This is a genomic window from Stenotrophomonas sp. CFBP8980 (assembly GCF_034046095.1).
GTDB lineage: Bacteria > Pseudomonadota > Gammaproteobacteria > Xanthomonadales > Xanthomonadaceae > Stenotrophomonas > Stenotrophomonas lacuserhaii.
Map to the genome: position 1 here is coordinate 777,752 of NZ_JAXCXF010000001.1, position 25,546 is coordinate 803,297.

At 66.4% G+C, this 25,546-nt stretch carries 21 protein-coding genes; 15 read left to right on the forward strand and 6 right to left on the reverse strand.

Annotated features, from left to right (window positions below; translation table 11 throughout):
• Window positions 1-40: 40 nt before the first annotated feature.
• Both SOM47_RS03475 and SOM47_RS03480 read left to right on the forward strand, forming a co-directional pair.
• Window positions 41-787, forward strand: coding sequence for a fimbrial biogenesis chaperone (locus SOM47_RS03475; protein ID WP_320504772.1), 747 nt, complete (start codon window positions 41-43; stop codon window positions 785-787).
• A gap of 99 nt (window positions 788-886) precedes the next feature.
• On the forward strand, window positions 887-3,457 hold the full coding sequence (locus SOM47_RS03480; RefSeq protein ID WP_320504773.1) for a fimbria/pilus outer membrane usher protein: 2,571 nt from the start codon (window positions 887-889) through the stop codon (window positions 3,455-3,457).
• A 32-nt stretch (window positions 3,458-3,489) separates the two neighbouring features.
• Here the strand turns inward: SOM47_RS03480 and SOM47_RS03485 are convergent, their stop codons facing one another.
• Window positions 3,490-4,140: a TetR family transcriptional regulator gene (locus SOM47_RS03485; protein WP_320504774.1), complete on the reverse strand. Its 651-nt coding sequence runs from the start codon at window positions 4,138-4,140 to the stop codon at window positions 3,490-3,492.
• Between the two features lie 178 nt (window positions 4,141-4,318).
• Here SOM47_RS03485 and smeD point away from each other — a divergent pair, with 178 nt between their 5' ends.
• The 3 genes from smeD to SOM47_RS03500 are packed head-to-tail and all read left to right on the forward strand — an operon-like array spanning window position 4,319 to window position 10,092.
• Window positions 4,319-5,548, forward strand: a complete 1,230-nt coding sequence (gene smeD, locus SOM47_RS03490) for a multidrug efflux RND transporter periplasmic adaptor subunit SmeD (protein ID WP_320504775.1) — start codon at window positions 4,319-4,321, stop codon at window positions 5,546-5,548.
• Window positions 5,549-5,560: 12 nt separating this feature from the next.
• The gene (smeE, locus tag SOM47_RS03495) at window positions 5,561-8,707 is read left to right on the forward strand and encodes a multidrug efflux RND transporter permease subunit SmeE (protein ID WP_320504776.1); all 3,147 of its coding nucleotides are present in this window, start codon (window positions 5,561-5,563) and stop codon (window positions 8,705-8,707) included.
• A complete protein-coding gene (locus SOM47_RS03500; RefSeq protein ID WP_320504777.1) occupies window positions 8,704-10,092 on the forward strand; it encodes an efflux transporter outer membrane subunit in 1,389 nt (462 codons plus the stop codon). The genes smeE and SOM47_RS03500 overlap by 4 nt, the downstream gene beginning before the upstream one ends.
• A gap of 146 nt (window positions 10,093-10,238) precedes the next feature.
• On the opposite strand, the gene SOM47_RS03505 is transcribed toward SOM47_RS03500, so the two are convergent.
• The 3 genes from SOM47_RS03505 to SOM47_RS03515 all read right to left on the reverse strand — a co-directional run bounded on the left by SOM47_RS03505 (window position 10,239) and on the right by SOM47_RS03515 (window position 11,694).
• Window positions 10,239-10,649 (reverse strand): low affinity iron permease family protein, encoded by a 411-nt coding sequence (locus SOM47_RS03505; RefSeq protein ID WP_320504778.1) that lies wholly within the window; start codon window positions 10,647-10,649, stop codon window positions 10,239-10,241.
• A 94-nt stretch (window positions 10,650-10,743) separates the two neighbouring features.
• Complete coding sequence (locus SOM47_RS03510) at window positions 10,744-11,070, reverse strand: hypothetical protein (RefSeq protein ID WP_042615015.1); 327 nt, start codon at window positions 11,068-11,070, stop codon at window positions 10,744-10,746.
• Window positions 11,071-11,241: 171 nt separating this feature from the next.
• Window positions 11,242-11,694 carry a nucleoside deaminase gene (locus tag SOM47_RS03515; RefSeq protein WP_042615016.1) on the reverse strand — a complete coding sequence of 151 codons (453 nt, stop codon included), beginning with the start codon at window positions 11,692-11,694 and terminating at the stop codon, window positions 11,242-11,244.
• A gap of 77 nt (window positions 11,695-11,771) precedes the next feature.
• On the opposite strand from SOM47_RS03515, the gene ubiE reads away from it, so the two are divergent.
• Window positions 11,772-12,533 carry a bifunctional demethylmenaquinone methyltransferase/2-methoxy-6-polyprenyl-1,4-benzoquinol methylase UbiE gene (gene ubiE / locus SOM47_RS03520; RefSeq protein ID WP_042615017.1) on the forward strand — a complete coding sequence of 254 codons (762 nt, stop codon included), beginning with the start codon at window positions 11,772-11,774 and terminating at the stop codon, window positions 12,531-12,533.
• A gap of 184 nt (window positions 12,534-12,717) precedes the next feature.
• Window positions 12,718-14,649 (forward strand): M1 family metallopeptidase, encoded by a 1,932-nt coding sequence (locus SOM47_RS03525; RefSeq protein ID WP_320504779.1) that lies wholly within the window; start codon window positions 12,718-12,720, stop codon window positions 14,647-14,649.
• Window positions 14,650-14,790: 141 nt separating this feature from the next.
• Here the strand turns inward: SOM47_RS03525 and SOM47_RS03530 are convergent, their stop codons facing one another.
• Window positions 14,791-15,414: a TetR/AcrR family transcriptional regulator gene (locus tag SOM47_RS03530; protein ID WP_320504780.1), complete on the reverse strand. Its 624-nt coding sequence runs from the start codon at window positions 15,412-15,414 to the stop codon at window positions 14,791-14,793.
• 79 nt (window positions 15,415-15,493) lie between these two features.
• Between SOM47_RS03530 and SOM47_RS03535 the strand changes: the two genes are divergently transcribed.
• The 3 genes from SOM47_RS03535 (at window position 15,494) to SOM47_RS03545 (ending at window position 18,033) form a co-directional block, all read left to right on the forward strand.
• Window positions 15,494-16,600 (forward strand): MBL fold metallo-hydrolase, encoded by a 1,107-nt coding sequence (locus SOM47_RS03535; RefSeq protein ID WP_414715748.1) that lies wholly within the window; start codon window positions 15,494-15,496, stop codon window positions 16,598-16,600.
• Window positions 16,601-16,684: 84 nt separating this feature from the next.
• Window positions 16,685-17,413, forward strand: a complete 729-nt coding sequence (locus SOM47_RS03540) for a hypothetical protein (RefSeq protein ID WP_192082892.1) — start codon at window positions 16,685-16,687, stop codon at window positions 17,411-17,413.
• On the forward strand, window positions 17,410-18,033 hold the full coding sequence (locus SOM47_RS03545) for an HAD family hydrolase (protein WP_042615021.1): 624 nt from the start codon (window positions 17,410-17,412) through the stop codon (window positions 18,031-18,033). The genes SOM47_RS03540 and SOM47_RS03545 overlap by 4 nt, the downstream gene beginning before the upstream one ends.
• An 87-nt stretch (window positions 18,034-18,120) precedes the next feature.
• Here SOM47_RS03545 and SOM47_RS03550 read toward each other — a convergent pair whose 3' ends face one another.
• Window positions 18,121-19,059: a carbohydrate kinase family protein gene (locus SOM47_RS03550; protein ID WP_042615022.1), complete on the reverse strand. Its 939-nt coding sequence runs from the start codon at window positions 19,057-19,059 to the stop codon at window positions 18,121-18,123.
• Between the two features lie 372 nt (window positions 19,060-19,431).
• On the opposite strand from SOM47_RS03550, the gene SOM47_RS03555 reads away from it, so the two are divergent.
• From SOM47_RS03555 to rodA, 5 genes are all read left to right on the forward strand, one after another.
• Window positions 19,432-20,478, forward strand: coding sequence for a rod shape-determining protein (locus SOM47_RS03555; protein ID WP_057509333.1), 1,047 nt, complete (start codon window positions 19,432-19,434; stop codon window positions 20,476-20,478).
• 118 nt (window positions 20,479-20,596) lie between these two features.
• Window positions 20,597-21,526: a rod shape-determining protein MreC gene (gene mreC, locus SOM47_RS03560; protein ID WP_320504781.1), complete on the forward strand. Its 930-nt coding sequence runs from the start codon at window positions 20,597-20,599 to the stop codon at window positions 21,524-21,526.
• The gene (gene mreD / locus SOM47_RS03565) at window positions 21,523-22,008 is read left to right on the forward strand and encodes a rod shape-determining protein MreD (RefSeq protein ID WP_042615453.1); all 486 of its coding nucleotides are present in this window, start codon (window positions 21,523-21,525) and stop codon (window positions 22,006-22,008) included. The genes mreC and mreD overlap by 4 nt, the downstream gene beginning before the upstream one ends.
• Before the next feature lies 1 nt (window position 22,009).
• Window positions 22,010-24,061, forward strand: a complete 2,052-nt coding sequence (gene mrdA / locus SOM47_RS03570; RefSeq protein WP_042615454.1) for a penicillin-binding protein 2 — start codon at window positions 22,010-22,012, stop codon at window positions 24,059-24,061.
• The gene (gene rodA / locus SOM47_RS03575) at window positions 24,058-25,170 is read left to right on the forward strand and encodes a rod shape-determining protein RodA (protein ID WP_192082893.1); all 1,113 of its coding nucleotides are present in this window, start codon (window positions 24,058-24,060) and stop codon (window positions 25,168-25,170) included. Before mrdA ends, rodA begins: the two co-directional genes overlap by 4 nt.
• Window positions 25,171-25,546 lie beyond the last annotated feature (376 nt).

Consider the following 25,546-nt stretch of genomic DNA (forward strand, 5'->3'; position numbering starts at 1 on the left):
CCCGGCCATCCCGGGCCACGCCCGCAACGAGTGACCTGTCATGAACCTGATCCGTACCGGACTCCTCTGCTGTGTAGCTGTTGCCTCGCTGCTGGCCAGTGTTTCGGCCGACGCGGGCGTCATCGTGCACGGCACCCGTCAGATATTCCCCGGCAACCAGCGCGAGATCACCGTGCGCATTGAAAACGTCGGACAGAAGGCATCGCTGGTGCAGGCGTGGACCGACGCCGGTGACAAGCTGGCCGCGCCGGAAGAGAGCGTCACCCCGTTCGTGCTGCGTCCGCCGGTGTTCCGCCTGGACGGCGGCAAATCGCAGTCGCTGCGCATCCTGTTTACCGGCGGTGACCTGCCGCAGGACCGCGAGAGCATCTATTACCTCAATGTACTGGACATCCCGCCGGTACCACAGGACGGCGAGATTGCCACGGGCAACTACCTGCAGTTCAGCCTGCGCACGCGCATCAAGCTGATCTATCGCCCCAACGGACTGGACGACGCCGGCACCGCGCCTCAGAAGCTGCAGTGGAGCTTGGTGCAGGATGGCAAGGGATGGGCCCTGCAGGCCACCAATCCGACGCCGTATTACGTGCATGTCGGCACCCTGGGCCTGCGCGTGCAGGGTGTCGACCACCCTGCGGTCGACCCGCCGATGATCGCGCCGCAGTCCACCGAACGCTATGCGCTGGACAGCCTGCGGGCACGTCCCAGTGGCGGCAACGTGCAGTTCCAGTACATCAACGACTTCGGCGCCAGCATCGGCCAGTCCGTGCCGCTGTCCGGCAACTGATCCGTAGCGCGGCCGCCGTCCCGCCTTCCGATCGACGTCACACCGCCGATGCCTGCCCCTGGCAGGTGTCGCCGCCGCATGCCTTCCTGGAGATCCGCCATGCTGTTCCGCAGCCCGACATCGTCAGCGCCGAAGCCGTGCCGCCTGGCCTTGGCCGTGGTAGGTGCCTTGTTTCCAGCCATCGCGTGGGCGGCGCCAAACGTGGAGTTCAACGCGCAGTTCCTGCAGGGTTCGCAGGCCGGCGCGCTGGACCTGAGCCGGTTCGAGAGCGGCGAGGATGTGCCGGGTATCTACAGTGCCGACATCAAGGTCAATGGCAATGTTGTCGCGCGGCGTGATGTGGAACTGCGCGCGTTGGACAACGGCTCCACCGCCGTATGTCTTTCACCGGAACTGATAGCGGTGCTGGGCGTGGATCCCGCGCGCCTGCCGCAACCGGGCAGCGCCACCGAGGGCGACGGCCCGTCGATCCCCCTGCAGGCGTTGCCCGACACGGTCAGCTGTGAGCCCCTGTCCACGTTCATCCCGCAGGCCAGCGTGCGCTTCGACGCCGGCGAACTGGCGCTGGAAGTGAGCATCCCGCAGGCCTACCTGTCACGCGATCCGCGTGGCTGGGTCAGTCCGGAATTGTGGGATGACGGTGTCAGTGCGGCGATGCTGGGCTATTCCATCAGCCACCAGCGCATCCAGAGCCGCAGCTACCAGGGGCAGTCGACCAGCGCGATGCTCAACGCCGGGGTCAACCTGGGCGCCTGGCGCGTGCGCCACGACGGCTATCTTTCGCAGGCCAGTGGGCGCGGCACGTCGTATCGCGCTGGGCGCAGCTACGCCCAGCGTTCCATTGCCTCATGGGGCACCGAGCTGACCGTGGGCGAGGCCAGCACCAACGGTGACCTGTTCGACGGGGTCAGCTTCCGTGGCGTCAGTGTGGCGACCGATCCGCGCATGCTGCCGCAGTCGCAGCGTGACTATGCACCCACGGTGCGCGGTGTGGCACAGACCAACGCCCGGGTGGTGATCCGCCAGCGCGATGCGGTGCTGTACCAGGCCAACGTCGCCGCCGGTCCGTTCGAGATCAATGACCTGTACGGAACCGCCTATGCCGGCGACCTGGACGTGGAAGTCATCGAAAACGATGGCCGCGTGCAGCATTTCGTGGTGCCTTTCGCTTCCGTGCCGCAGCTGCTGCGCGCTGGCCAGCACCGCTTCAACGTCACCGTGGGCACGCTGGACGACGCGTGGCTGCGCGATACCCCGGCGTTGCTGGAGGCAACCCTGCGCAAGGGGATGAGCAACCGGTTCACCGGCTTCGGGGGGGTCACCGCCAGCGATGGTTATGCGGCCGGCCTGCTCGGCGGCGCGCTGAACACCCGCCTCGGTGCGTTCTCCGGTGATGTCACGGTGGCACGTACGCAGTTGCGCGGCGCGCTGCCGGCGTCGGGTTCGCGCATGCAGGGCCAGTCCTACCGGCTGGCTTTCAGCAAGGACATTCCGGCGACCGGCACCAATCTGTCGATGGCCGCGTATCGCTTTTCGACCCAGGGCTATCTGTCGTTGGGCGATGCGGCACGCCTGCGCCAGCTGATGGCCGAGGGTGAAGGCGGGCGGCTGTTCGCACGCCAGCGCTCGCGCCTGGACATCAACCTCAACCAGCGTCTGGGCGCAGGTGCGGCGTCGCTGTATGCCAGCGCCAGCAGCGTGGACTACTGGAACCAGGACCAGCGGCGCACCAATTTTTCGGTGGGTTACGCCGACCGGCTCGGCCCTGCCAGCTACAGCCTGTCGGCGCAGCGCAGCCTGGAACGCAGCTTGGGCGGCGGGGCGGGCCGGGAGGGCAACAGTTTCCATCTGAACGTGACCGTGCCGCTGGGCTCGCGCAGCAGCGCGCCGCGCCTGACTACGGCGGTGAACCGCAGCAGCGATGGTCGTGACGATGAGCGTGCCGGCGTCACCGGCACCTTCGGTGAGCGTCGCCAGGGCGGCTACAACGCATCGATCAGCCGCTACAGCGGTACAGGCGCGAACTACGACGCGGGCGTCAGTTACCAGGCATCGGTGGCCACGCTCAACGCAGGCTACAACCAGGCCTCCGGCAGCCGTGGGCTGAGCCTGGGCGCGACCGGTGGCATCGTGCTGCATGGCGATGGCGTGGTGTTCGCCCAGCAACTCGGTGACACCATCGCGCTGGTGCAGGTGCCCGATGCAGCAGGCGCGGCGCTGGACAGCACCGTGGGCGTCAAGACCAATGCGAAGGGATACGCTGTCGTCCCCTACATGACCCCGTTCCGCCGCAACGAAGTGACGGTGGATCCGAAGGGGTTGCCGTTGGATGTGGAGCTGAAGACCACGTCCGTCATCGGCGTACCGACGGCCGGCGCGGTGGTCAAGCTGGTGGTCCCGACCAGCAACGGGCGCAGCGCGTTGATTGAAGCCTTCCAGGCCGATGGACGGGCGCTGCCGTTCGGGTTTGATGTCTACAACGAGGCAGGCGCGGTGGTGGGCGTGGTCGGCCAGGCCAGCCGCCTGTGGGTGCGCGGCATCGAAGAAGCGGGCCGCTTGACGGTGCGCCTGGGAACCGATGAAAGCCAGCAGTGCGTGATCGACTACGCACTGCCTGCGGGCAACAGCGGCGAGCTGATCACCGGCAACTGTGCGGTGCCCTCACGGTAACGGGGAGGGGGAGCGCGCTGCCGCAGTCCGCGCTACAGCGGCGTCGGCGCGCTGCCGGGCTCGAATACACCGTCTTTGACATACGCCGCCAGCGTCATGTCCAGCGCCAGCATCCCATCGCGGCGGATGTCCATCAGCTCCGGTTCCACCATCGCCCCGTGCAGCACGCCCAGTACCGTGGCGTGCAGCATCCGCGCGGCCACTTCGGGGTCCGCCCCTGGCTTGAGCTGGCCCAGTTGTGCGGCCCGGCGCAGGGCGCGCGCCATGCGCTCCAGCCCATCGCGGAACCCTTCCTGCTGCAGGTCGGCCAACACTTTGCTGTCGGCCGATGAATCACTGCGCAGCATGATCTCCATGGTGTTGCGCAGCCGCTCGTCCTGCGCCAGGTCGATCAGCGAACCCAGGATCACCGAGCGCAGGTCCAGCACCGGGGTATCGCGCGACTCGGTGGCGGCGCGGTCGAGTTCCTGCATGAAGGGCAGGCGCACGCGCTCGATCACCGCAGCCAGCACGTCGATCTTGTTCTTGAAGTGCCAGTACACCGCGCCGCGCGTGTAGCCGGCGCGCGCACCGATCATCTCCAGCGTGGTGCGGGCTACCCCATGATCGTGGAAACAGGATTCGGCGGCGTCGAGGATCCCTTCGCGGGTCGCCTGGGTTTCCTCTTTGGTCTTTCGGGCCATTGCTCAGAAGTTGCGCGAAACATCAACGAATCATACCGCTTTACAAACAAACAGTCATGTATGTATATTTCCTGCCCATGATTGCCGAGGGTCCCGGATGCGTCTGAAAGCGCAGCGGATCCACGGCCGCCGAGCATGGCTCGGCGCTACCGAATTCCTGCCATCGAGACCCTCCCCCATGCTTCTGTCCCGTATTCGTCCCCTTGCCTTGTCGTTGGCCATCGCCGCGACCGTGGCCGCCTGTGGCGGTGGCGATGACCAGCCGCACCAGCAGGGTCCCGGCCAGGTCACCGTGGTCACCCTGAAGGCCGAATCGGTGTCGCTGACCCGCGAGCTGCCCGGCCGCACCACCGCCTTCCTGGTCGCCGAAGTGCGGCCGCAGGTCAACGGCATCGTCGGCAAGCGGCTGTTCACCGAAGGCAGCCTGGTGACCGAAGGGCAGCCGCTGTACCAGATCGACGATGCCAGTTACCGCGCGCAATCCAACAATGCGCGTGCCCAGCTGGCCCGTGCCGAAGCCACCGCCAACGCCTCCAAGCTGAGCGCGGCGCGGATCACCGAACTGGCCAAGGTGGATGCGGTAAGCAAGCAGGACCTGGAAAACGCGATCGCCGCGCAGAAGCAGGCTGAAGCGGATGTGGGGGCTGCAAAGGCCTCGCTTGATGCCGCCAACGTGACGCTGGGTTACGCGCGCATCACCGCGCCGATCAGCGGCCGCATCGGCAAGTCCTCGGTCACCCAGGGCGCGCTGGTCAGTGCCGCCCAGGCCGAAGCGCTGGCCACCGTGCAGCAGCTGGACCCGATCTACGTCGACCTGACCCAGTCCGCTGCCGAGCTGCTGCAGCTGCGCCGCGAACTGGCTGCCGGCCGCCTGCAGGACAACCAGACTCTGCCGGTCAGCATCCTGCTGGATGACGGCAGCACCTTCGACCAGCAGGGCACGCTGGAGTTTTCCGAAGTGAGCGTGGATCCGACCACCGGCAGCTACGGCCTGCGGGTCAAGGTATCCAACCCGGAAGGCGTGCTGATGCCGGGCATGTACGTGCGCGCGGTGATCGGCGGCGGCGTGCGCAATGGCGCGGTGCTGGTGCCGATGCAGGGCATCGCCCGCGATGCCAAGGGCGATACCAGCGCGATGGTGGTAAACAAGGACGGCAAGGTAGAAGTGCGCCCGGTCAAAGTGAGCCGGGCACTGGGTGACAAGTGGCTGGTGGAAGAGGGCCTGCAGGCCGGTGACAAGGTGATTGTCGAAGGGCTGCAGAAGATCGCGCCGGACATGCCGGTGCAGGCTACCGAGAAGGGCAGTGAACCGGCCAAGCCGGCCGCCCCGCAGGCCGCCGCCCCGGCCGCCGGGTCCCCCGACGCCGCCGCACCCGCCCAGGCTCCGGCCGGCACCGACGCGCAGTAAGCGGAGAATCAAATGGCACGTTTCTTCATTGATCGACCCATCTTCGCGTGGGTGATCGCGATCATCATCATGCTCGCCGGCGCACTGGCGGTGATCAACCTTCCGGTGTCGATGTACCCGGAAGTGGCACCGCCGGCGGTCGAGATCTCCGCGACCTATCCGGGTGCTTCGGCCAAGGTGGTCGAAGACTCGGTGACCCAGATCATCGAGCAGAACATGAAAGGCCTGGACGGGCTGATCTATTTCTCCTCCAACAGCTCGGCCAACGGGCAGGCCACCATCACCCTGACCTTCGAATCGGGTACCAACCCGGACATCGCCCAGGTGCAGGTGCAGAACAAGCTGCAGCTGGCCATGCCACTGCTGCCGCAGGAAGTACAGCGGCAAGGCATCAACGTGGCCAAGTCCAGCAGCGGCTTCCTGCAGGTGATCGGCTTTGTGTCCAACGATGGCAGCATGGATGCCAATGACATCTCCGACTTCGTCGGCTCCAATGTCGTCGATCCGCTCAGCCGCGTGCCGGGCGTGGGCAACATCCAGGTGTTCGGCGGCAAGTACGCCATGCGCATCTGGCTGGACCCGAACAAGCTGCACACCTACAAGCTGTCGGTGGATGAAGTCACCGCGGCGATTACCGCGCAGAACGCCCAGGTGGCGATCGGCCAGCTCGGCGGTGCGCCGTCGGTGAAGGGCCAGCAGCTCAATGCCACCATCAATGCGCAGGACCGCCTGCAGACCCCGGAGCAGTTCCGCAACATCCTGGTTCGCGGCGGCACCGATGGCAGCGAGCTGCGCCTGGGCGACGTCGCCCGCGTTGAACTGGGCGCGGAAAGCTACGACTTCGTCACCCGTTACAACGGCAAGCCGTCCACCGGCATCGCCATCACCCTGGCCACCGGCGCCAATGCGCTGGACACCGCCAATGGCGTGCGTACCGCGCTGGAAGACATGAAGGCGACCTTCCCGGCCGGGCTGGAATCGGTGGTGCCGTATGACACCACCCCGTTCGTGCAGGTGTCGATCAAGGGCGTGATCAAGACCCTGATCGAAGCGATCGTGCTGGTGTTCGTGGTGATGTACCTGTTCCTGCAGAACTTCCGCGCCACCCTGATCCCCACCATCGCGGTACCGGTGGTGCTGCTGGGTACGTTCGGCATCCTTGCCGCGCTGGGCTTCTCCATCAACATGCTGACCATGTTCGCGATGGTGCTGGCGATCGGCCTGCTGGTCGACGATGCCATCGTGGTGGTGGAGAACGTAGAACGCATCATGGCCGAAGAAGGGCTGTCGCCGCTGGAAGCCACGCGCAAGTCGATGGACCAGATCACCGGTGCGCTGGTGGGCATCGGCCTGGTGCTGTCGGCGGTGTTCGTGCCGATGGCGTTCATGAGCGGTGCCACCGGCGTGATCTACCGGCAGTTCTCGGCGACGATCGTCTCGGCGATGGGCCTGTCGGTGCTGGTGGCGATCGTGCTGACCCCGGCGCTGTGCGCCACCATGCTCAAGCCGCTGAAGAAGGGCGAACACCACGTCGCCCACAAGGGCTGGTCCGGTCGTTTCTTCGGTGGCTTCAACCGCGGCTTCGACAGGTCCAGCGAGAAGTACCAGCGCGGGGTGAAGGGCATCATTGCCCGGCCGTGGCGCTTCATGGGTATTTTTGCCGGGCTGGCGCTGGTGATGGGCATCCTGTTCGTGCGCCTGCCCAGCTCGTTCCTGCCCAATGAAGACCAGGGCATCCTGATGGCGCTGGTGCAGACGCCGGTCGGTGCCACCCAGGAACGCACGCTGGAGGCGATGGCCAAGCTGGAAAACCACTTCCTGGAAAACGAAAGCGAGGCCATCGAATCGATCTTCGCCGTGCAGGGCTTCAGCTTCGCCGGCATGGGCCAGAACGCCGGCATGGCCTTCGTCAAGCTGAAGGACTGGAAGGACCGCAACGACGAACAGAGCGTGGGTGCCATCACCGGCCGTGCGATGGGCGCACTGGGCCAGATCAAGGATGCCTTCATCTTCGCCTTCCCGCCGCCGGCGATGCCGGAACTGGGCATCGGCTCGGGTTACACCTTCTTCCTGAAGGACAACACCGGGCAGGGGCACGACGCGCTGCTCAATGCCCGCAACCAGCTGCTGGGTGCGGCCGGGCAGAGCAAGGTGCTGGCCAACGTCCGCCCCAACGGCCAGGAAGATACGCCGCAGCTGCGCATCGACGTGGACGTGGAAAAGGCCAATGCGCTGGGCCTGAACATGACCTCGATCAACAACACCCTGGCCACCGCGTGGGGCAGCAGCTACATCGATGACTTCATCGACCGTGGCCGGGTCAAGCGCGTGTACGTGCAGTCCGATGCGGACTTCCGCATGAATCCGGATGACTTCAACGTGTGGTCGGTGAAGAACAGCGACGGTGAGATGGTGCCGTTCAGTGCCTTCGCTTCCAAGCGCTGGGACTTTGGCTCGCCCCGCCTGGAACGCTACAACGGTGTCTCGGCGATGGAGATCCAGGGCGAGCCGGCGAGCGGCGTGGCATCGGGTGATGCCATGAACGAGATCGAACGCATCGCCCGCGACCTGCCGCCGGGCTATGAAATCGAGTGGACCGCGTTGTCCTACCAGGAGCGCCAGGCCGGCTCGCAGACGCCGCTGCTGTACTCGCTGTCGCTGCTGATCGTGTTCCTGTGCCTGGCCGCCCTGTATGAAAGCTGGAGCGTGCCGACTTCGGTGCTGCTGGTGGCCCCGCTGGGCATCCTCGGTGCGGTGCTGGCCAACACGCTGATGGGCCTGGAGCGCGACATCTACTTCCAGGTGGCGATGCTGACCACGGTGGGCCTGACATCGAAGAACGCGATCCTGATCGTGGAGTTCGCCAAGGAGAACCTGGAGAAGGGCGCCGGGCTGATCGAAGCGACCATGCATGCGGTGCGCGATCGTTTGCGTCCGATCATCATGACCTCGCTTGCCTTCGGCCTGGGCGTGCTGCCGCTGGCGATCGCCTCCGGCGCCGGCTCCGGTGCGCAGCGTGCCATCGGCACCGGCGTGCTGGGCGGCATGCTGGCCGGCACCCTGCTGGGCGTGTTCTTCATTCCGCTGTTCTTCGTGGTGGTGCAGAAGCTGTTCAACCGCACGCTGCGCAACGCAGCAAAGTCGAGTGATACCCCATGAACAAGACGCCGTTGCTGCTGGCGCTGATCGCCAGCCTGAGCCTGGGGGGCTGTGCCTCCCTGGTCCCGGACCGGACTGACGTCGCGCCGTCCATTCCCTCGCAGTGGCCGGCCACGGCGGGGCAGGGCCGGCCGACCGACGCCGCCGAACTGGGCTGGCGTGATTTCTTCACCGACCCGCGCCTGCAAGAGGTGATCGAACAGGCCCTGGCCAACAACCGCGACCTGCGCGTGGCCGTGCTCAGCGTCGAGCGCGCACGCGGCCAGTACCGAATCCAGCGCGCCGACCGCGTGCCTGCGCTGAGCGTACAGGGCCAGATGGAGCGCACCGGCGGCGACATGCCGGTGAACGAGCAGTTCACCGCGGGCCTGGGCGTGACCGAGTTCGAGTTGGATCTGTTCGGGCGCGTGCGCAACCTCAGCGAAGCAGCCCTGCAGCAGTACTTCGCGATCGCCGCCAATCGGCGCAATGCGCAGCTGAGCCTGGTCGCCGAGACCGCCACGGCGTGGCTCACCTTCGGTGCGGACAGTGAGCTGCTGCGGATTTCCGAGGCGACCCTGGCCAGCCACGAAGACTCGCTGCGGCTGGCGCAGGCGCGTTTCGAACGCGGTGGAAGTTCGGCGCTGGAACTGGCGCAGACGCGTACGCTGGTGGAAACCGCACGTACCGATGCTGCGCGCCTGCGGGGCCAGCTGCAGCAGGACCGCAATGCACTGGCGCTGCTGATCGGTGGCCCGGTGGACGAGGCGCTGTTGCCGGCTGGCGACAACGATCTGCAGTTGGTGGCACTGGCGCCCCCACCGGCCGACCTGCCCAGCGACGTGCTGCTGCGCCGCCCGGACATCATGGCCGCCGAGCATACCCTGCTGGCAGGCAATGCCAACATCGGCGCGGCACGCGCTGCGTTTTTCCCCAGCATACGGCTGACCGGCACGCTGGGCAGCAGTTCGGGCGAGTTGTCCGGCCTGTTCGACAGCGGCACACGGGTCTGGAGTTTCCTGCCGACGATCAGCCTGCCGATCTTTCAGGGCGGCAAGCTGCGGGCGGGACTGGCAGTGGCCAACACGGACCGTGACATCGCACTCGCCGAGTACGAAAAATCGATCCAGGTGGGCTTCCGCGAGACCGCTGATGCGCTGGCGTTGAGCACCAGCCTGGACGCACAGGCGGCTTCGCAGCAGGCGCTGCTGGCGGCCGCCACGCAGGCCGAGCAGTTGTCGCAGGCGCGCTATGACGCCGGGCTGGACAGCTTCGTCACCCTGCTGGATGCACGGCGCACCGCCTACAGCGCGCAGCAGAGTCAGCTGCAGACTGTGCTGGCACAGCAGGCCAACCGCATCACACTTTACAAGGTGCTGGGCGGCGGCTGGCGCGAGCGCAGCTGAGCTTCGAATAGTGACGGCCGCTGGCGGTCAGCTCCGCGCCGTGGTGGGTGACGACCGTTGGTCGTCACGCGGTTGCCGCTGCGCTCGCCGAGCATGGCTCGGCGCTACCCCGGATACTGGTAGTGACGACCGTTGGTCGTCACGCTCTAGACCTCGTCATCCCTACGGCCCGCGCGCGCGCGTTCCAGCGCATCGCCGGCCTCGCGTGCCATCCGCTCATACTCCTTGCGGATCTCTTCCAACCGCTCCTCGTCCAGCTCTTCCAGGTCAAGCAGCTGTTTGTTGGCGTGCGCGGTCACGCGGATGAGTTCGTCCAGCTTGATCTGCATCGCGGCCGTATCGGCGTTCTGCGTGTGCTGGATCAGGAACACCATCAGGAACGTGATGATGGTGGTGCCGGTATTGATCACCAGCTGCCAAGTGTCATTGAAATCGAACAAGGGCCCGGTCACCCCCCAGATCACCACGACCGACACAGCGGCGATGAACGTCCATGGCGTGCCCGTGGCGTAGGCGGTGCGCTTGGCAACGGTGTTGAAAACGGACTTGAGGCTCATGTCGGGATGAATACGCCGGCCAACGTCTACGTCGTGTCGATGCGCGCCTTGATCCGCGCTCGCCGAGCGTGGCTCGGCGCTACCTCGCTTTCGGTCAGGCGATCAGCCGCGGCCGGTCGGCGCTTTGGATCATGCTGGACACGTACACGTGGTCCCACACCTGCTCGATGAACGCGCGTGCCTGCGCTTCGGTCAGCCGCGGCATGATCTGGAGTGCGTATTGGGTCTGGAACGCTTCCTCGCGCTGTTCGTTGCTGGCGCGGGGATGGGTGATCAGTGAATCACAGGCGAACTTGATCCACGGCACGAAGTGACCGAAGGATCCCGGACCCATGGCGCCGTCGGCATGCCGTTGGCGCCAGTAATTCAGCTCTGCCTCCACGTCGATGACCGGAGGGACATTGGGTGCATCTGCGCGCATGGGCTCTGACTTCTTATAAATGATGGCGGGGGGAGCTCCGATCATCGCTATCAGTCAGTGCACGCAGCGTCATCGCTGCGTGCAATCAGCGTGGCGCAGTCGTTTTCCACGCCCCACACGCGCGTGTTCAGGCAGTTCTGCCTACCGCCGCGCTGAAGAATTCAGGAAAGCTCACTCGCCGATGTCTTCGTTCCAGATCTCCGGGTGACGCTCGATGAAGTTGCCGAGCAGGTCCACGCACTCCTGGTTGTCCAGGTCGATGACGTTCACCCCGCTCTCCCGCAGCCAGTCGATACCGCCCTGGAAGGTACGTGATTCCCCCACCACCACGGTGCCGATGTTGAACTGCCGTACCAGCCCGCTGCAGTACCAGCAGGGGGCCAGCGTGGTGACCATGATGGTGTTCCTGTAGCCGCGCTGGCGACCGGCCTTGCGGAACGCATCGGTCTCACCGTGCACGGACGGGTCGCCTTCCTGCACGCGGCGATTGTGGCCACAACCGAGCAAGCGCCCGTCGTTGTGGTAGAGCGCCGCGCCGATCGGCACGCCGCCCTCGGCCAGCCCTTGGCGGGCCTCGGCGATGGCGGTCTGCAGCAGGGCCTGGTAGTCGGGCGTGGTGATCATGTGGGTCTCCGTGAAGTCAGGTGGCCATGATACGGGCAGGGGGTGCCGGCGGCCCCGCGCGGTGCGATAATCAGCCCATGAGCGAATCCCCCTACAAGTCCGGAACTACCCATTTCGGCTTCCGCGATGTCGATGCAAAGGACAAGCAGAAGCTGGTCGGCCAGGTCTTCACCTCGGTCGCGCGCAACTACGACCTGATGAACGACCTGATGAGCCTGGGCGTGCACCGGGTGTGGAAGCGCTACTACGTGGCCACCGCGCAGGTGAAGCCGGGTGATCGCGTGCTCGATCTTGCCGGTGGTACCGGTGATATCGCCGCCCTGCTGAAAGAGCGGGTGGGTGCCGAGGGCGCCGTCGTGGTGGGCGACATCAACGCTGGCATGCTGTCGGTCGGCCGCGACCGCCTGACCAACCGCGGCCTGGTGGCCGGGTTGGATTACGTGCAGTGCAACGCCGAAGCGCTGCCGTTCCCGGATGCCAGCTTCGACCTGGTGACCATTGCCTTCGGTCTGCGCAACGTGACCGACAAGGACGCTGCGCTGCGCGAGATGCATCGCGTGCTGAAGGTGGGCGGTCAGGCGCGCGTGCTGGAGTTTTCCGAAGTCACGCTGGACTGGTTCAAGCCGATCTACGATTTCCATTCGTTCAAGGTGCTGCCGAAGCTGGGCCGCCTGTTCGCGCGCGATTCGGATAGTTACCAGTACCTGGCCGAGAGCATCCGCAAGCACCCGCCGCAGGAAGAACTGAAGGCGATGATGGGCGAGGCCGGCTTCGAGCGCTGCCACTACAAGAACCTGTCGGCTGGCATCGTCTCCATCCATTCAGGCTACAAGCTGTAAGCGGGTAGCGCCGAGCCATGCTCGGCGTCAGGGATCCGCCGAGCATGGCTATGCCGGTCATCCTGACCGGCACCCTCCGGGCCGTCGCGAGCGACGTTGGTAGCGGCTCCTGCCGCTGCCTTCGGCGCTACCAGGGGCGGTTCGGGGGTAAAATCCCGGTTTACCCCTGAAACGGTCTCGATTCATGCGTACCCCGTTCCTGCTCATTCCGCTGGCCGTGGCGCTTGCCGCCGGCTGCTCCCAGGAGCCTGCAGCCCCCGCTGCCACGGCCCCGACCGCCCAGAAGGCGCCCGCTGCTCCCGTGAAGGCCGAAAACCGCAGCCACGACGAAAGTTCCTATGCCGAGCCGGACAAGGTCGTCATCAAGGACATCGCGCTGGACCTGAAGCTGGACTTCGACGCCAAGCAGATCGGCGGCACCGCGACCTACACCCTGGAGTGGAAGAACAAGGACGCCAGGCAGCTGGTGCTGGACACCCGCGAGCTCGACGTGGCCAAGGTGGAAGCGATCGCCGCCGATGGTGCGCGCAGCGCGCTGCCCTTCGTGCTGGCGCCAGTGGACAAGGTATTCGGCAGCAAGCTGACCATTGAAGCGCCGGCCCAGCCGACCAAGGTCGAGATCAGCTACCACACGGCACCTACCGCCTCGGGCCTGCAGTGGCTGGAGCCGTCGATGACCGAAGGCAAGCAGCTCCCCTTCATGTTCAGCCAGTCGCAGGCGATCCACGCCCGTTCCTGGGTGCCGCTGCAGGACACGCCGAGCGTGCGTTTCACCTACAGCGCGCATGTCACCAGCCGCCCGGACGTGATGGTGCTGATGAGCGCCGACAACGATCCCAAGGCCGCGCGTGATGGCGACTATACCTTCAAGATGCCGCAGCCGATCCCGTCCTACCTGCTGGCCATCGCGGCGGGTGACCTGGTCTTCGAGCCGATCTCCGGCCGCTCCGGCGTGTGGGCCGAACCGACCATGGTCGGCAAGGCCGCCAAGGAATTCGAAGACACCGAGAAGATGATCGGTGCGGCCGAAAAGCTGTACGGCGAGTACCGGTGGGGCCGCTACGACATGCTGGTGCTGCCGCCGTCGTTCCCGTTCGGTGGCATGGAGAACCCGCGCCTGACCTTCGCCACGCCGACCGTGATCGTTGGTGACAAGTCGCTGGTCTCGCTGGTCGCCCACGAACTGGCGCACAGCTGGTCGGGCAACCTGGTGACCAATGCCAGCTGGAAAGACATCTGGCTCAACGAAGGCTTCACCACCTACGTGCAGGGTCGCATCACCGAAGCGCTGTACGGCAAGGAAATGGCCGAGATGGAGCGCCAGATCGACCAGACCGACCTGCTGGCCGAAGTGAAGGACATGAGCCCGGCCGACCAGGCGCTGGCGTTGCCGCCACTGAACGAACGTGACCCGGACGAAGCGCTGAGCCAGGTCGCCTACGTGAAGGGCTCCTGGTTCCTGGAGTTCCTGGAACAGCGCTTCGGCCGTGAAGTGTTCGATCCCTTCCTGCGCGGCTGGTTCAACGACCATGCCTTCCAGAGCGCGAACACCGATCAGTTCGTCGAGTACCTGAAGAAGAACCTGCTGCCGAAGAACCCGAGCGCGGTGACCGAGGCCGAGCTGACCGCATGGCTGGAGCAGCCGGGCATTCCGGCGTTCGCGGCCAAGGCGCAGTCACGCAACTTCAGTAACGTGGACACTGCGCGCATCGCCTGGGAAGGCACCGGCAAGCTGCCGACCAACCAGTTGACCGCCGAGTGGAGTACCCAGGAGTGGGTGCGCTTCATCGACGGCCTGGGCGCCACGCAGCCGCTGGACAAGCTGGCCGCGCTGGATCGGGTGTTCAAGTTCACCGGTACGCCGAATGGTGAAATCGCCATGCGCTGGTACCCGCTGGCCATCCGCAGTGGTTACGCGGAGGCCACGCCGGCGGCCGCCGAGTTCATCGAGCGGGTCGGCCGTCGCAAGCTGATCATGCCGATCTACGCTGAACTGGTGAAGACGCCGGAAGGCCTGGAAGTAGCCAAGGCGGCGTTCGAAAAGGCCAAGCCGGGCTACCACCCGATCACCACCGGTTCGGTGCAGGACATGCTGTCCAAGGCCGAAGCCAAGTAGGCCGGACGCGCGCTGCGGTAGTGACGGCCGCTGGCCGTCATGCCGTCGGCCCTGGTGGGTGACAACCGTTGGTCGTCACGCGGTGCAATTTGCCGCTGCGCTCGCCGAGCATGGCTCGGCGCTACCACCGTGCCCGCGTCGTCACGCCGTTGCGTGCAGCGCCAGGAACATGTCCACGCAGTCTTCCATCAACCGCTGCTGCGCTTCCGGCGCCAGCGGTGCCTGGCCCATCGTCACCTGTGGCCAGAACGCGAACGCCTTCAACATGCCCTGCAGTTGATGCGCCGCTTCGCCCGGCGTGACGTCCGCGCGCAGTCGGCCGTCGGCCTGCGCCGCGCGTATCCAGGTCGCCAGCCCTTCTTCCTTCTCCGCCAGCTTCTCCATCATCGCCCGTGCCCGTTCCGGCGCATGCACCAGCTCGGCAATCGCCACCCGCGACAGGTCGATGAAGCTCGCATCGGACATCAAACGCATCTTCTGCCGGGTGAACCGCAACAACTGCTCCCGCAGCGGCTGCGCCGCGGCGTAGGCCACCGCCTCCACCGCTTGGCTGGCTTCCCACAACTGCCACAGGATGGCGGTGAACAATTCGTCCTTGCTGGCGAAATGGTTGTACACCGTACGCTTTGACGCCCCCGCAACAGCGGCAATGCGGTCCATGCTGGTCGCCGCGAAACCAAAACTGCGGAACTCGGCAACGGCGGCGGACAGGATCGCGGCGCGCTTGCGGTCGGTGAGGCGGGCAGGGCGGATATCGGCACTCATCCGGGTATTTTACACCGTTCAGTTTACTTTTCATGAAATGGAAGTAGACTCGCCAGTGTACTTTTCAGGGCATGCCCGAATGATCCGCCGCCTGCCGCGCTTCCTCCTTTTATCTACGGTGTTGATCGCCATGACCCTTGGCCTGCTGACCTGCGGTGCACGTCCCGCCGCTTCCTACGAACAGTCGCCGCAGTTCCACGATGGCCGCTTCCACAATCCGGCCGGCAAGTCGTCCCTGGGCTTCATCGGCACGCTGGGCGTGCTGTGGCGCTTCATGGTGGACAAGCCGAAGGACGCCACCCCGCCTGCCCCGATTCCGGTGCAACCGCTGACCCGCCAGCAATTGCTGGACGCGCCCGACGACAGCCTGTGGCGGCTGGGCCATTCGACCCTGCTGATGAAGCTGGATGGCCACTTCTGGCTGACCGATCCGGTGTTCTCCGAGCGTGCCTCGCCGATGTCATTCATCGGTCCCAGACGCTTCCACGCCCCGCCGCTGGACATCGCCGCGCTGCCGCCGCTGACCGGCGTGATCATCTCTCACGATCATTACGACCACCTGGACCACGATGCGATCCGCGCGCTGGCGCCGAAGGTCGACCATTTCGTCACCGCGCTGGGCGTGGGCGATCGCCTGGTGGCCTGGGGCGTGCCAGCGGAAAAGATCCAGCAGCTGGACTGGTGGCAGGAAACCCGCGTGCAGGGCCTGAAGATCACTGCCACGCCGGCCCAGCATTTCTCGGGCCGCGGCCTGTCCGATGGCAACCGCACGCTGTGGGCATCATGGGTGATCGACAGCGGCAGCAGGCGCATCTTCTTCAGCGGCGACAGCGGTTACTTCGACGGCTTCGCGCGCATCGGCGAACGCTACGGGCCGTTCGACCTGACGTTGATCGAAACCGGTGCCTACGATGCCGACTGGGCCGATGTGCACATGCAGCCGGAGCAGAGCCTGCAGGCGCACCTGGACGTGCGCGGCGCGGTGATGATGCCCATCCATAACGGCACCTTCGACCTGGCCCTGCATCCATGGACCGAGCCCTTCGAGCGCATCACCGCGCTGGCGGCGGAACGCGGCGTCACCCTGACCGCCCCGCAGATGGGCGAACGGCTGGATATCGGCGCCCCCGCGCCCTCCATGCACTGGTGGCGCCAGGTGGGCGAAGGCGCGGCCCCTTCCCGGTAATGAGCGTGCGTGGTGGTGGGTGACCGTTGGTCGTCACGCTCTTGGCAGGTACTGTATAGCCACGCCAACACCCCGGAATCCGCGATGAAACACCTGATCCTCGCCGCTGCCTGCGCATTGTCCCTGGCTGCCTGCAGCGATCCCGAAGCCGAACGCCAGGCGCAGCAGGCGGCCGAAGCGGCCGCGCAGGCGCAGAAGGAAGCCAAGGCCGACGAGGTTGCCCGGCAGTACGACACCGCCGTCGCGGCCAAGGACTGGGAGCGTGCACGCATGCATGGCGGCTCGCTGCTGGACATCTACAAGGGGACCGCAGCGGCAGCGCGGATCGAACCGGGCTTCGCCGACGTCAAGGTCAAGTCGGACCAGGCGCGCAACCTGCGCCGCATGCAGGGCCTGTGGCAGTACAACCAGATCCCGGTCGGCACCAAGGGCACCCAGCGCTCTGCTTCGATATACGGCAAGGAGCGCGTGGACGTCGACGGCAGCGGTCCCAAGCCGGTGCAGCTGGTGTTCCGCGACCATCCGCAGTGGAAGCAGCACGCCTATCTGGTGCTGCAGGCAGGCGATTTCCGCTGCCCTGGCGGCTGCCGGGTGCAGGTGAGCGTGGACGGCGGCAAGCCGCGCGCGATGGCCGCATGGCGCCCGGACACGGACGAAGCAATCGCCATGTTCATCACCGACCACGCGGCGCTGTGGAAGCTGGCGCGGCAGGCACAGGCGATCAGCATCGAGTTTCCGGTCAAGGCTGGTGGCACGCGCACCGTGGTGTTCGAAACCGGCGGCGTGGATGCCAGCCAGATGCCATGGAAATGAGTGCGCGCGCGGTGCCGGCTGCACAGCCGGGGCTGGACGGACTGCGCCACTGGGTATTCGACATGGACGGCACGCTGACCGTCGCGGTGCACGATTTCCTGGCCATCAAGCGCGCGCTGGACATCGCCGTGGACGAGGACATCATCGCCCACCTGGTGGCGCTGCCGGCCGATGAAGCGCGTGCCAAACGCGCGTGGCTGTTCGAGCATGAGCGCTCGCTGGCCGAGGCCGCCGTAGCGGCGGAGGGCGCCGTGGATCTGCTGCGCGCGCTGGCCGGGCAGGGAAGCAGGCTGGGCATCCTGACGCGCAACGACCACGCGGTGGCCAGGCTGACCCTGGATGCGATCGGCCTGGGCGATCTTTTCCAGGATGCGGACATCATCGGCCGCGACGAGGTCGCCCCGAAGCCGGCACCGGATGGTCTGCATTATTTCCTGCAGCGGTGGGACATCGCCGCTGCGCAGGCGGTGATGGTGGGTGACCATCGGATGGACCTGGCCGCAGGGCGTGCCGCCGGCACGCATACCGTGCTGGTCAATACGCCGGGTGATCCGTGGCCCGGCATGGCCGACTGGCGCTTCGCCGATTGCCGCGCGCTGCACGCCTCGCTGGAGATGTGACCCGGTAGCGCCGAGCCATGCTCGGCGAGCGCAGCGGCGCTCCGGACATTCCGCCGAGCATGGCTCGGCGCCATCGCGTGCCGCAGATCAGACGTTCAGTGCGTAACCGAACTGCTGCTTGAACTGTTCGTTGAACTCATCGAAGGTGAAACGCTGGTTCTGGGTGCCTGGGTGCTCGACCTTCAGCGCGCCCATCAGGTTGCCCATGCGGCCGATGGTCAGCCAGTCGAAGCCTTTCTGGATGCCGTAGATCAGGCCAGCGCGGAACGCATCGCCACAGCCGGTCGGGTCGACCACGCGGCGCTCGTGCGCCGGCGGAATGTCGTAGCTCTTCTCCGGGGTGTGGATGACCGCACCCTTCGGACCGCGGGTGGTGATGTAGGCCTGCACCCGGCTGACGATTTCCTTCTCGTCCCACCCGGTGCGCTCCTGCAGCAGGTTGGACTCGTAGTCGTTGACCACCACGTAGTCGGCCTGTTCGATGAAGGTGCGCAGCTCCGGGCCGTTGAACAGCGGCATCGCCTGGCCGGGATCGAAGATGAAGGGCACGCCGTCTTCGTGGAATTCCAGTGCGTTCTGGATCATGCCTTCGCGGCCATCCGGACCGACCAGGCCAAGGGTCACGCCGGGTACGTCGCGCACATGGTTTTCATACGAACGCATCATCGCCCCGGGGTGGAAGGCGGTGATCTGGTTGTTGTCGTGGTCGGTGGTGATGAAGGCCTGCGGGGTGAACAGTTCTTCGATCACGCGCACGCGTGACAGGTCGATGCCCAGTGCATCGAAATGCTCGCGGTACGGGCCGAAATCGGTGCCCACCGTGCCCATCGGGATCGGGTGGCCGCCCAGCAGGTGCAGGTTGTAGGCGATGTTGCCGGCGCAGCCGCCGAACTCGCGACGCATGCGCGGCACCAGGAACGAGACGTTCAGGATGTGCACTTTGTCCGGCAGGATGTGGTTCTTGAACTGGTCCGGGAACACCATGATGGTGTCAAAGGCAAGAGAACCACAGATCAAAGCGGACATCGATGTAAGCCTATGCGGGAATGAGTGGAGTGCTGGCCGCGGCGGTGGGCAAGCAAACGGCGCCCATGGGGGCGCCCGACGGCGCAAAGGTTACCGGCTGGAGCCGCCGAAGGGTAGCGCCGGGCGGTCGGCGGCGGGCCTGCCGCCGCTTCGATGGCGTGCCGTGCGCTCGCCGGGCACGGCGTGGTGCCAACCGTGGGCGGGCGGGGTGCCCAACCTGTACCAATCGCGCCGAAAGCTAGTGAATACGCGGGTCCGGCTGGAAATATCCTTGCCCGCAGGGGGGCGGGTTGTTAGGCTTGTCTGTCTAAATTTTGCCCACGATTCCCCATTCCAGGCCGGAATTGCGCACCCCTCAGGATCACCACCTCGATGTTGAAGAAACTCCGCGGCATGTTCTCCAATGACCTGTCCATCGACCTGGGCACGGCCAACACCCTCATCTATGTGCGCGGACAGGGGATCGTGCTGAACGAGCCGTCCGTGGTTGCCGTGCGCCAGGACCGCGCCATCGGTGGCACCCGCTCGGTGGCTGCCGTCGGCGCCGAAGCCAAGCAGATGCTCGGCCGTACCCCCGGCCACATCACCACCATCCGCCCGATGAAGGACGGCGTCATCGCCGATTTCACCTACACCGAGGCGATGCTGAAGCACTTCATCAAGAAGGTGCACAAGTCGCGCTTCCTGCGCCCGAGCCCGCGCGTGCTGGTCTGCGTGCCGGCCGGCTCGACCCAGGTGGAGCGCCGCGCGATCAAGGAATCGGCCGAAGAGGCCGGTGCGCGCGATGTGTTCCTGATCGAAGAGCCGATGGCCGCGGCAATCGGTGCCGGCATGCCGGTGACCGAAGCGCGTGGCTCGATGGTCATCGATATCGGCGGCGGCACCACCGAAGTGGCGGTGATCTCGCTCAACGGCATCGTCTATTCGGCTTCGGTGCGCATCGGCGGTGACCGCTTCGACGAATCCATCACCAACTACGTGCGCCGCAACCACGGCATGCTGATCGGTGAAGCCACCGCCGAACGGATCAAGGTGGAGCTGGGCTGCGCCTACCCGCAGGCGCAGGTGATCGAGATGGAAATCTCCGGCCGCAACCTCGCCGAGGGCGTGCCGAAGATGATCAAGATCACCTCCAACGAGGTGCTCGAAGCCCTGCACGAGCCGCTGTCCGGCATCGTCAGCGCGGTCAAGCTGGCGCTGGAACAGACCCCGCCGGAACTGTGCGCCGACGTCGCCGAGCGCGGCATCGTGCTCACCGGTGGTGGCGCGCTGCTGCGTGACATGGATCGCCTGATCTCCGAAGAAACCGGCCTGCACGTGCAGGTGGCCGACGATCCGCTGACCTGCGTGGCCCGCGGTGGCGGTCGTGCGCTGGAGCTGGTGGACATGCACGGCAACGAGTTCTTTGCGCCGGAGTAAGTCTCCCCGGTATTACGTCAGCGCCGCGCCCTTCCGGGGTGCGGCCCGCCTTCGCGGCGGGCCGGCACCGGCAGGGCGCCGTCGTGTTTCCCATTTGATTCCTAGCTGAAGCTGCATCGTGCCGCCCTACGCCGGACCCCCCATTGCTTCCCGCTCCGGCGATGCCGCCAGCCCGCTGCGGCTGCTGGCTTACCTGGTGCTGGCGATCACCCTGATCGTGCTGGACGACCAGGCCGGCTGGCTTGCGCGCCTGCGTGACCAGGCCAGCGTGCTGGTGCAGCCGGCCTGGAATCTGGCCGGCCTGCCCGGGCGCCTGGGCAACCAGGTGCGTGACAACGCGGCCAGCCATGGCCAACTGGTGGCCGAGAACCGCCAGCTGCGCAACAACCTGCTGATCGCCAATGCGCGGCTGACCCGCCTGCAGACCGCAGCGCTGGACAACGCGCAGCTGCGCGAACTGTTGAACGTGGCCGAGCGCAGCGGGCTGGACGTGCAGTTGGCGCCGATCCTGGATATCGACCTGGACCCGGTGAAGCAGCGCCTGGTGCTGGCTGCCGGCAGCCGCGAAGGCGTGCACGTGGGCCAGGCGGTGATCGATGCCGGCGGGCTGATGGGGCAGGTGATCAGCGTGACCGCCAGTACCTCCACCGTGCTGCTGCTGACCGACCCGGACCATGCGGTGCCGGTGACGGTGGCGCGCAACGGCGTGCGCCTGATCGTCTACGGGCGTGGCGATACGCTTGAGCTGCGCGATATTCCGCTGAGTGCCGGCGTGGAAGTGGGCGATGAGATCGTCACCTCCGGGCTGGGCGGGCGCTTCCCGGTCGGTTTCCCGGTGGGCAGCATCGCCGCGCTGCGCCCCGATGACACCCATGCCTTCCTGGTGGGTGAGCTGAAGCCCGCCGCGGCGCTGGATCGCGGCCGTGACGTGCTGCTGCTGCGGCCGGGTTCGCCGATCCGGATCCCGCCGGTAGTGACGGCCGCTGGCCGTCAATCCGCCAATGCTGACGGCCAGCGGCCGTCACTACCCACCGAGGTGCGACCGTGAGCCGCCTGCGTGACAACCGCTGGGTGCTGCCGCTCAGCCTGGTGGTGGCGTTGCTGCTGGGGCTGCTGCCGCTGCCGGCGCTGCTGCAGCCGCTGCGCCCCTACTGGCTGGCGTTGGTGTTGGCGTACTGGGTGATCGAAGCCCCCGACCGGGTAGGCTTGGGCGTGGCGTTCGCCAGTGGGGTGATCGCCGATTTCCTGTACGGCGGCGTGCTCGGCGAACAGGCGCTGCGGCTGGTGATCATGGCCTTCATCCTGCAGCGCTTCCGCGCCCGCATCCGCTTCTTCCCGATGTCCCAGCAGATCCTCGCCATCGGCGGCCTGCTGTTCAACGACCGCATCGTCAGTGCCGTGGTGCACGTTGTGGTGGGCGAACCCACCCTGCCGTGGGCCTACTGGTGGGCACCGCTGCTGGGCATGGCGCTGTGGCCGCTGGTGTTCGTGCTGCTGGATGCAGTGCGCTTCGGACGGCGCGGACGCTGACATGAGCTCGCGCCGCGCGGTCAAGAATCCGCATGCCGAGGCCGAGCAGTTCCGCCGTCGCGCGGCACTGGGGTTCCTCGGCGTGCTGCTGTGCCTGGGCGGGCTGGGCGGCTGGTATTTCAAGCTGCAGGTGATGGACCACGAGATCTACGCCACGCGCTCGGAAGCCAACCGCATCAAGCCGCGTCCGGTGGTGCCCGGCCGCGGCATGATTTACGACCGCAACGGCCGCCTGCTGGCCGAGAACGTGCCCGCGTTCCGCCTGGACGTCACCCCGGACAAGGTCAAGGACATGGACGCCACCCTGGCCGGGCTGGCGAAGATCTTCCCGCTCAGCGAGGAAGAGATCGAGGCCTTCAACCGATCGCGCAAGGCGCGTCGCAGCTTCCTGCCGGTCACCTTGAAACTACGCGTCAGCGAAGAGGAGATGGCACGCTTCGCGGTGGATCGCTGGCGTTTCCCGGGCGTCGAGCTGGAGCCCTACCTGACCCGTCGCTATCCCTTCGGCGATCTGTTCGCGCATGTCATCGGCTATGTCGGCCGGGTGGATGACAAGGACCTGGAGATGCTGGGCGAGGGCAACGCGGCCCTGACCCACATCGGCAAATCCGGGCTGGAGCGCTACTACGAACAACAACTGCGCGGCCGGGTCGGCTACGAGCAGGTGGAAACCAACGTGCAGGGCCGCGCGATCCGCACCGTCGGCCGGGTGGCGGCGCAGTCCGGCACCGACCTGAAGCTGTCCATCGACGCCGACCTGCAGCGCGCGATGGTGGCTGCCTTCGGCGTGCAGGAAGGCGCGGCGGTGGCGATGGACCCGCGCACCGGTGAAGTGTTGGCCATGGTCAGCCTGCCTTCGTATGACGCCAATCTGTTCGTCAACGGCATCTCGCACGCGGATTTCCGCGCGCTCAACGACAACCCCTCGCGGCCGCAGTTCAACCGGCTGGTGCTCGGTGGCGTGGCGCCGGGTTCGACGCTGAAGCCGCTGATCGGCCTGGCCGGGCTGGATGCCGGGGTGCGCAAGCCCGAGGACAAGGTACTTTCCACCGGCATGTTCTACCTGCCCGGTACCAGCCGTGGGTGGGGCGATGCGCACCGTGGTGGCCATGGTTGGACCGACCTGCGCAAATCCATCGCCCAGTCGGTCAATACGTATTACTACCGGTTGGCGCTGGACCTGGGGATCGAGCGCTTCGACCACTACATGGAGTACTACGGCTTCGGCAAGCCGACCGGTATCGACCTGACCGGCGAGATCGGCGGCATCCTGCCTTCGCCGGCGTACAAGGCCAAGACCCGCAAGGAGCGCTGGTACCCCGGCGACACGGTGAACGTGAGCATCGGCCAGGGCGACTGGAAAGTGACGCCGCTGCAACTGGTGCGCGGCGTCAGTGGCATCGCCAGCGGACAGCTGCGCACGCCGCACCTGGTGATGCAGCAGCGCGCCGGCTTCGACAGCGACTGGGCCATGACGCCGGCAAGCGGAACCAAGCCACTCAGCCCCAACCCGAACAACGTGCAGGCGGTGCGCGAAGGCATGATGGCGACCATGCAGCCGGGCGGCAGCGGCGCGCGCATGGCCGCCGGGGCACCGTATGTGATGGCCGGCAAGACCGGCACCGCGCAGGTGATCAGCCGCAAGGGCACTGCAGCCGTCGATCCGCGCAGCCTGCCGCTGCACCTGCGCCATCGTTCGCTGTTCGTCGGTTTCGCGCCGGCCGACAACCCGGTCATCGCCATCGCGGTGGCGGTGGAGGGTGGCGGCTACGGCGGCTCGGCGGCCGCTCCGATCGCGCGCAAGGTTTTCGATGCGTGGCTGCTGGGCAAGATGCCCGAGGGCGTGCTGCCGCTGGACGTGGAGCGCGGCAGCGTGGCCTTCGGTCCTACCGCCTTCGACAACGAAGACAGCAGCGCCCGCGCCAATGGCGATGCCGCGGCGATGGAAGCCGGCGAGCTGCCGGTGCAGGTGGGGCCGCCGGTCGCCGAGCCCGCCACCCTGGCAGCGCCGATCCATGATCGGCGGATGCCCTCCCCGGAGCCCGCCCGATGAAGGACTTCCTGCGCTGGGCCGGCGACATGCTGGTGCGCTTCTTCAGCACCCTGGACTGGATGCTGTGCGCGGCGCTCGGCGCGTTGATGCTGATCGGCCTGGCCACGCTGAAGAGCGCCGGGGGCGATGGCCTGGTATACGCCCAGGGTGCGCGTTTCGCGGTCGGTCTGGCCGCGATGTGGGGCATTTCGCGGGTGCCGATCCTGCGCATCCGCTCGGCCACGCCGATGATCTACGCCATTTCGATGATCCCGCTGCTGGCGGTGTTCGCCATCGGTACCGGCAAGTACGGGCGGCAATGGCTGGACCTCAAGCTGTTCTACCTGCAGCCGGCCGAGTTGTTGAAGGTCAGCCTGCCGATGATGGTGGCCTGGTACCTGCATCGCATGCCGCTGCCGCCACGCTTCACCACCGTGCTGGTCAGCATGCTGATCATCGGCGCGCCCACCGCCGCGGTGATGCTGCAGCCGGACTTCGGTACCGGCGTGCTGATCGCCGCCAGCGGGGTGTTCGTGCTGCTGCTGGCCGGCCTGCCCTGGTGGTGGGTGGGGCTGGGCGTGGGCGGCGTGGCCGCAATCGCGCCAGTGGCCTGGTTCTGGTTGCTGATGCCGTACCAGAAGGATCGCATCATGATGTTCCTGGACCCGGAAATGGATGCGCTGGGGGCCGGCTGGAACATCATCCAGTCCAAGATCGCGATCGGATCCGGTGGGCTGGACGGCAAGGGCTGGGGGCAGGGCTCACAGTCGCACCTGAACTTCATCCCCGAGCAGACGACGGACTTCGCATTTTCGGTGCTGAGCGAAGAGTTCGGCTGGATCGGCGTGGCGCTGGTGCTGGCCCTCTACCTGGTGGTCATCGGCCGCTGCCTGTGGATCGCCAGTCAGTCGCGCGATTCCTATTCGCGCCTGCTCGCCGGCGCCACCGGCCTGGCGTTTTTCGTCTATGTGCTGGTCAACGGCGGCATGATCTCCGGCCTGCTGCCGGTGGTGGGCGTGCCGATGCCGCTGATCAGCTACGGCGGCACCTCGGCAGTGTCGCTGCTTGCCGGCTTCGGGTTGGTGATGGCCGTGCGCAGCCATAACCCCGTGCACGGTGGTTATCGGTAGCCGACAGGGGTCAGAGTCCTTTTCCTGCGGAAAAGGACTCTGACCCCGTGTTGGCCCCTCCGCGATTCGTTTCCCCGCGATGAAGATTTCACACTTCAAGTGCGCAGTGCGTCACATTTCCGAACACTGTTGATCCGGATCAATGGTTTTGACGCAAACGGCCTGCACAATGGCGCCCGTCAGGCAGGGCGCGTTCATCTTCTACGCCGACCACCTGGCGAACCGCAGCACGACCTCACGTTTTGCCGCCTGCTCTGGGGAGATGCAGGGGCAGTATTGGATGGTCCGTCAGGCCGGTTGCGCCCGTCGGGGGATGGGGGCGCAACCGGCTTGTTCGTTGCCGGCCTTCACGCTGGTTTTACAAAGCAGCAGCGGA

What these genes read in the sequence shown, in the direction of transcription:
- SOM47_RS03475 (WP_320504772.1), top strand. Translation starts at nt 41, where the DNA reads ATGAACCTGATCCGTACCGGACTCCTCTGCTGTGTAGCTGTTGCCTCG.
- SOM47_RS03480 (WP_320504773.1), top strand. Translation starts at nt 887, where the DNA reads ATGCTGTTCCGCAGCCCGACATCGTCAGCGCCGAAGCCGTGCCGCCTG.
- SOM47_RS03485 (WP_320504774.1), bottom strand. Translation starts at nt 4,140, where the DNA reads ATGGCCCGAAAGACCAAAGAGGAAACCCAGGCGACCCGCGAAGGGATC.
- smeD (WP_320504775.1), top strand. Translation starts at nt 4,319, where the DNA reads ATGCTTCTGTCCCGTATTCGTCCCCTTGCCTTGTCGTTGGCCATCGCC.
- smeE (WP_320504776.1), top strand. Translation starts at nt 5,561, where the DNA reads ATGGCACGTTTCTTCATTGATCGACCCATCTTCGCGTGGGTGATCGCG.
- SOM47_RS03500 (WP_320504777.1), top strand. Translation starts at nt 8,704, where the DNA reads ATGAACAAGACGCCGTTGCTGCTGGCGCTGATCGCCAGCCTGAGCCTG.
- SOM47_RS03505 (WP_320504778.1), bottom strand. Translation starts at nt 10,649, where the DNA reads ATGAGCCTCAAGTCCGTTTTCAACACCGTTGCCAAGCGCACCGCCTAC.
- SOM47_RS03510 (WP_042615015.1), bottom strand. Translation starts at nt 11,070, where the DNA reads ATGCGCGCAGATGCACCCAATGTCCCTCCGGTCATCGACGTGGAGGCA.
- SOM47_RS03515 (WP_042615016.1), bottom strand. Translation starts at nt 11,694, where the DNA reads ATGATCACCACGCCCGACTACCAGGCCCTGCTGCAGACCGCCATCGCC.
- ubiE (WP_042615017.1), top strand. Translation starts at nt 11,772, where the DNA reads ATGAGCGAATCCCCCTACAAGTCCGGAACTACCCATTTCGGCTTCCGC.
- SOM47_RS03525 (WP_320504779.1), top strand. Translation starts at nt 12,718, where the DNA reads ATGCGTACCCCGTTCCTGCTCATTCCGCTGGCCGTGGCGCTTGCCGCC.
- SOM47_RS03530 (WP_320504780.1), bottom strand. Translation starts at nt 15,414, where the DNA reads ATGAGTGCCGATATCCGCCCTGCCCGCCTCACCGACCGCAAGCGCGCC.
- SOM47_RS03535 (WP_414715748.1), top strand. Translation starts at nt 15,494, where the DNA reads ATGATCCGCCGCCTGCCGCGCTTCCTCCTTTTATCTACGGTGTTGATC.
- SOM47_RS03540 (WP_192082892.1), top strand. Translation starts at nt 16,685, where the DNA reads ATGAAACACCTGATCCTCGCCGCTGCCTGCGCATTGTCCCTGGCTGCC.
- SOM47_RS03545 (WP_042615021.1), top strand. Translation starts at nt 17,410, where the DNA reads ATGAGTGCGCGCGCGGTGCCGGCTGCACAGCCGGGGCTGGACGGACTG.
- SOM47_RS03550 (WP_042615022.1), bottom strand. Translation starts at nt 19,059, where the DNA reads ATGTCCGCTTTGATCTGTGGTTCTCTTGCCTTTGACACCATCATGGTG.
- SOM47_RS03555 (WP_057509333.1), top strand. Translation starts at nt 19,432, where the DNA reads ATGTTGAAGAAACTCCGCGGCATGTTCTCCAATGACCTGTCCATCGAC.
- mrdA (WP_042615454.1), top strand. Translation starts at nt 22,010, where the DNA reads ATGAGCTCGCGCCGCGCGGTCAAGAATCCGCATGCCGAGGCCGAGCAG.
- rodA (WP_192082893.1), top strand. Translation starts at nt 24,058, where the DNA reads ATGAAGGACTTCCTGCGCTGGGCCGGCGACATGCTGGTGCGCTTCTTC.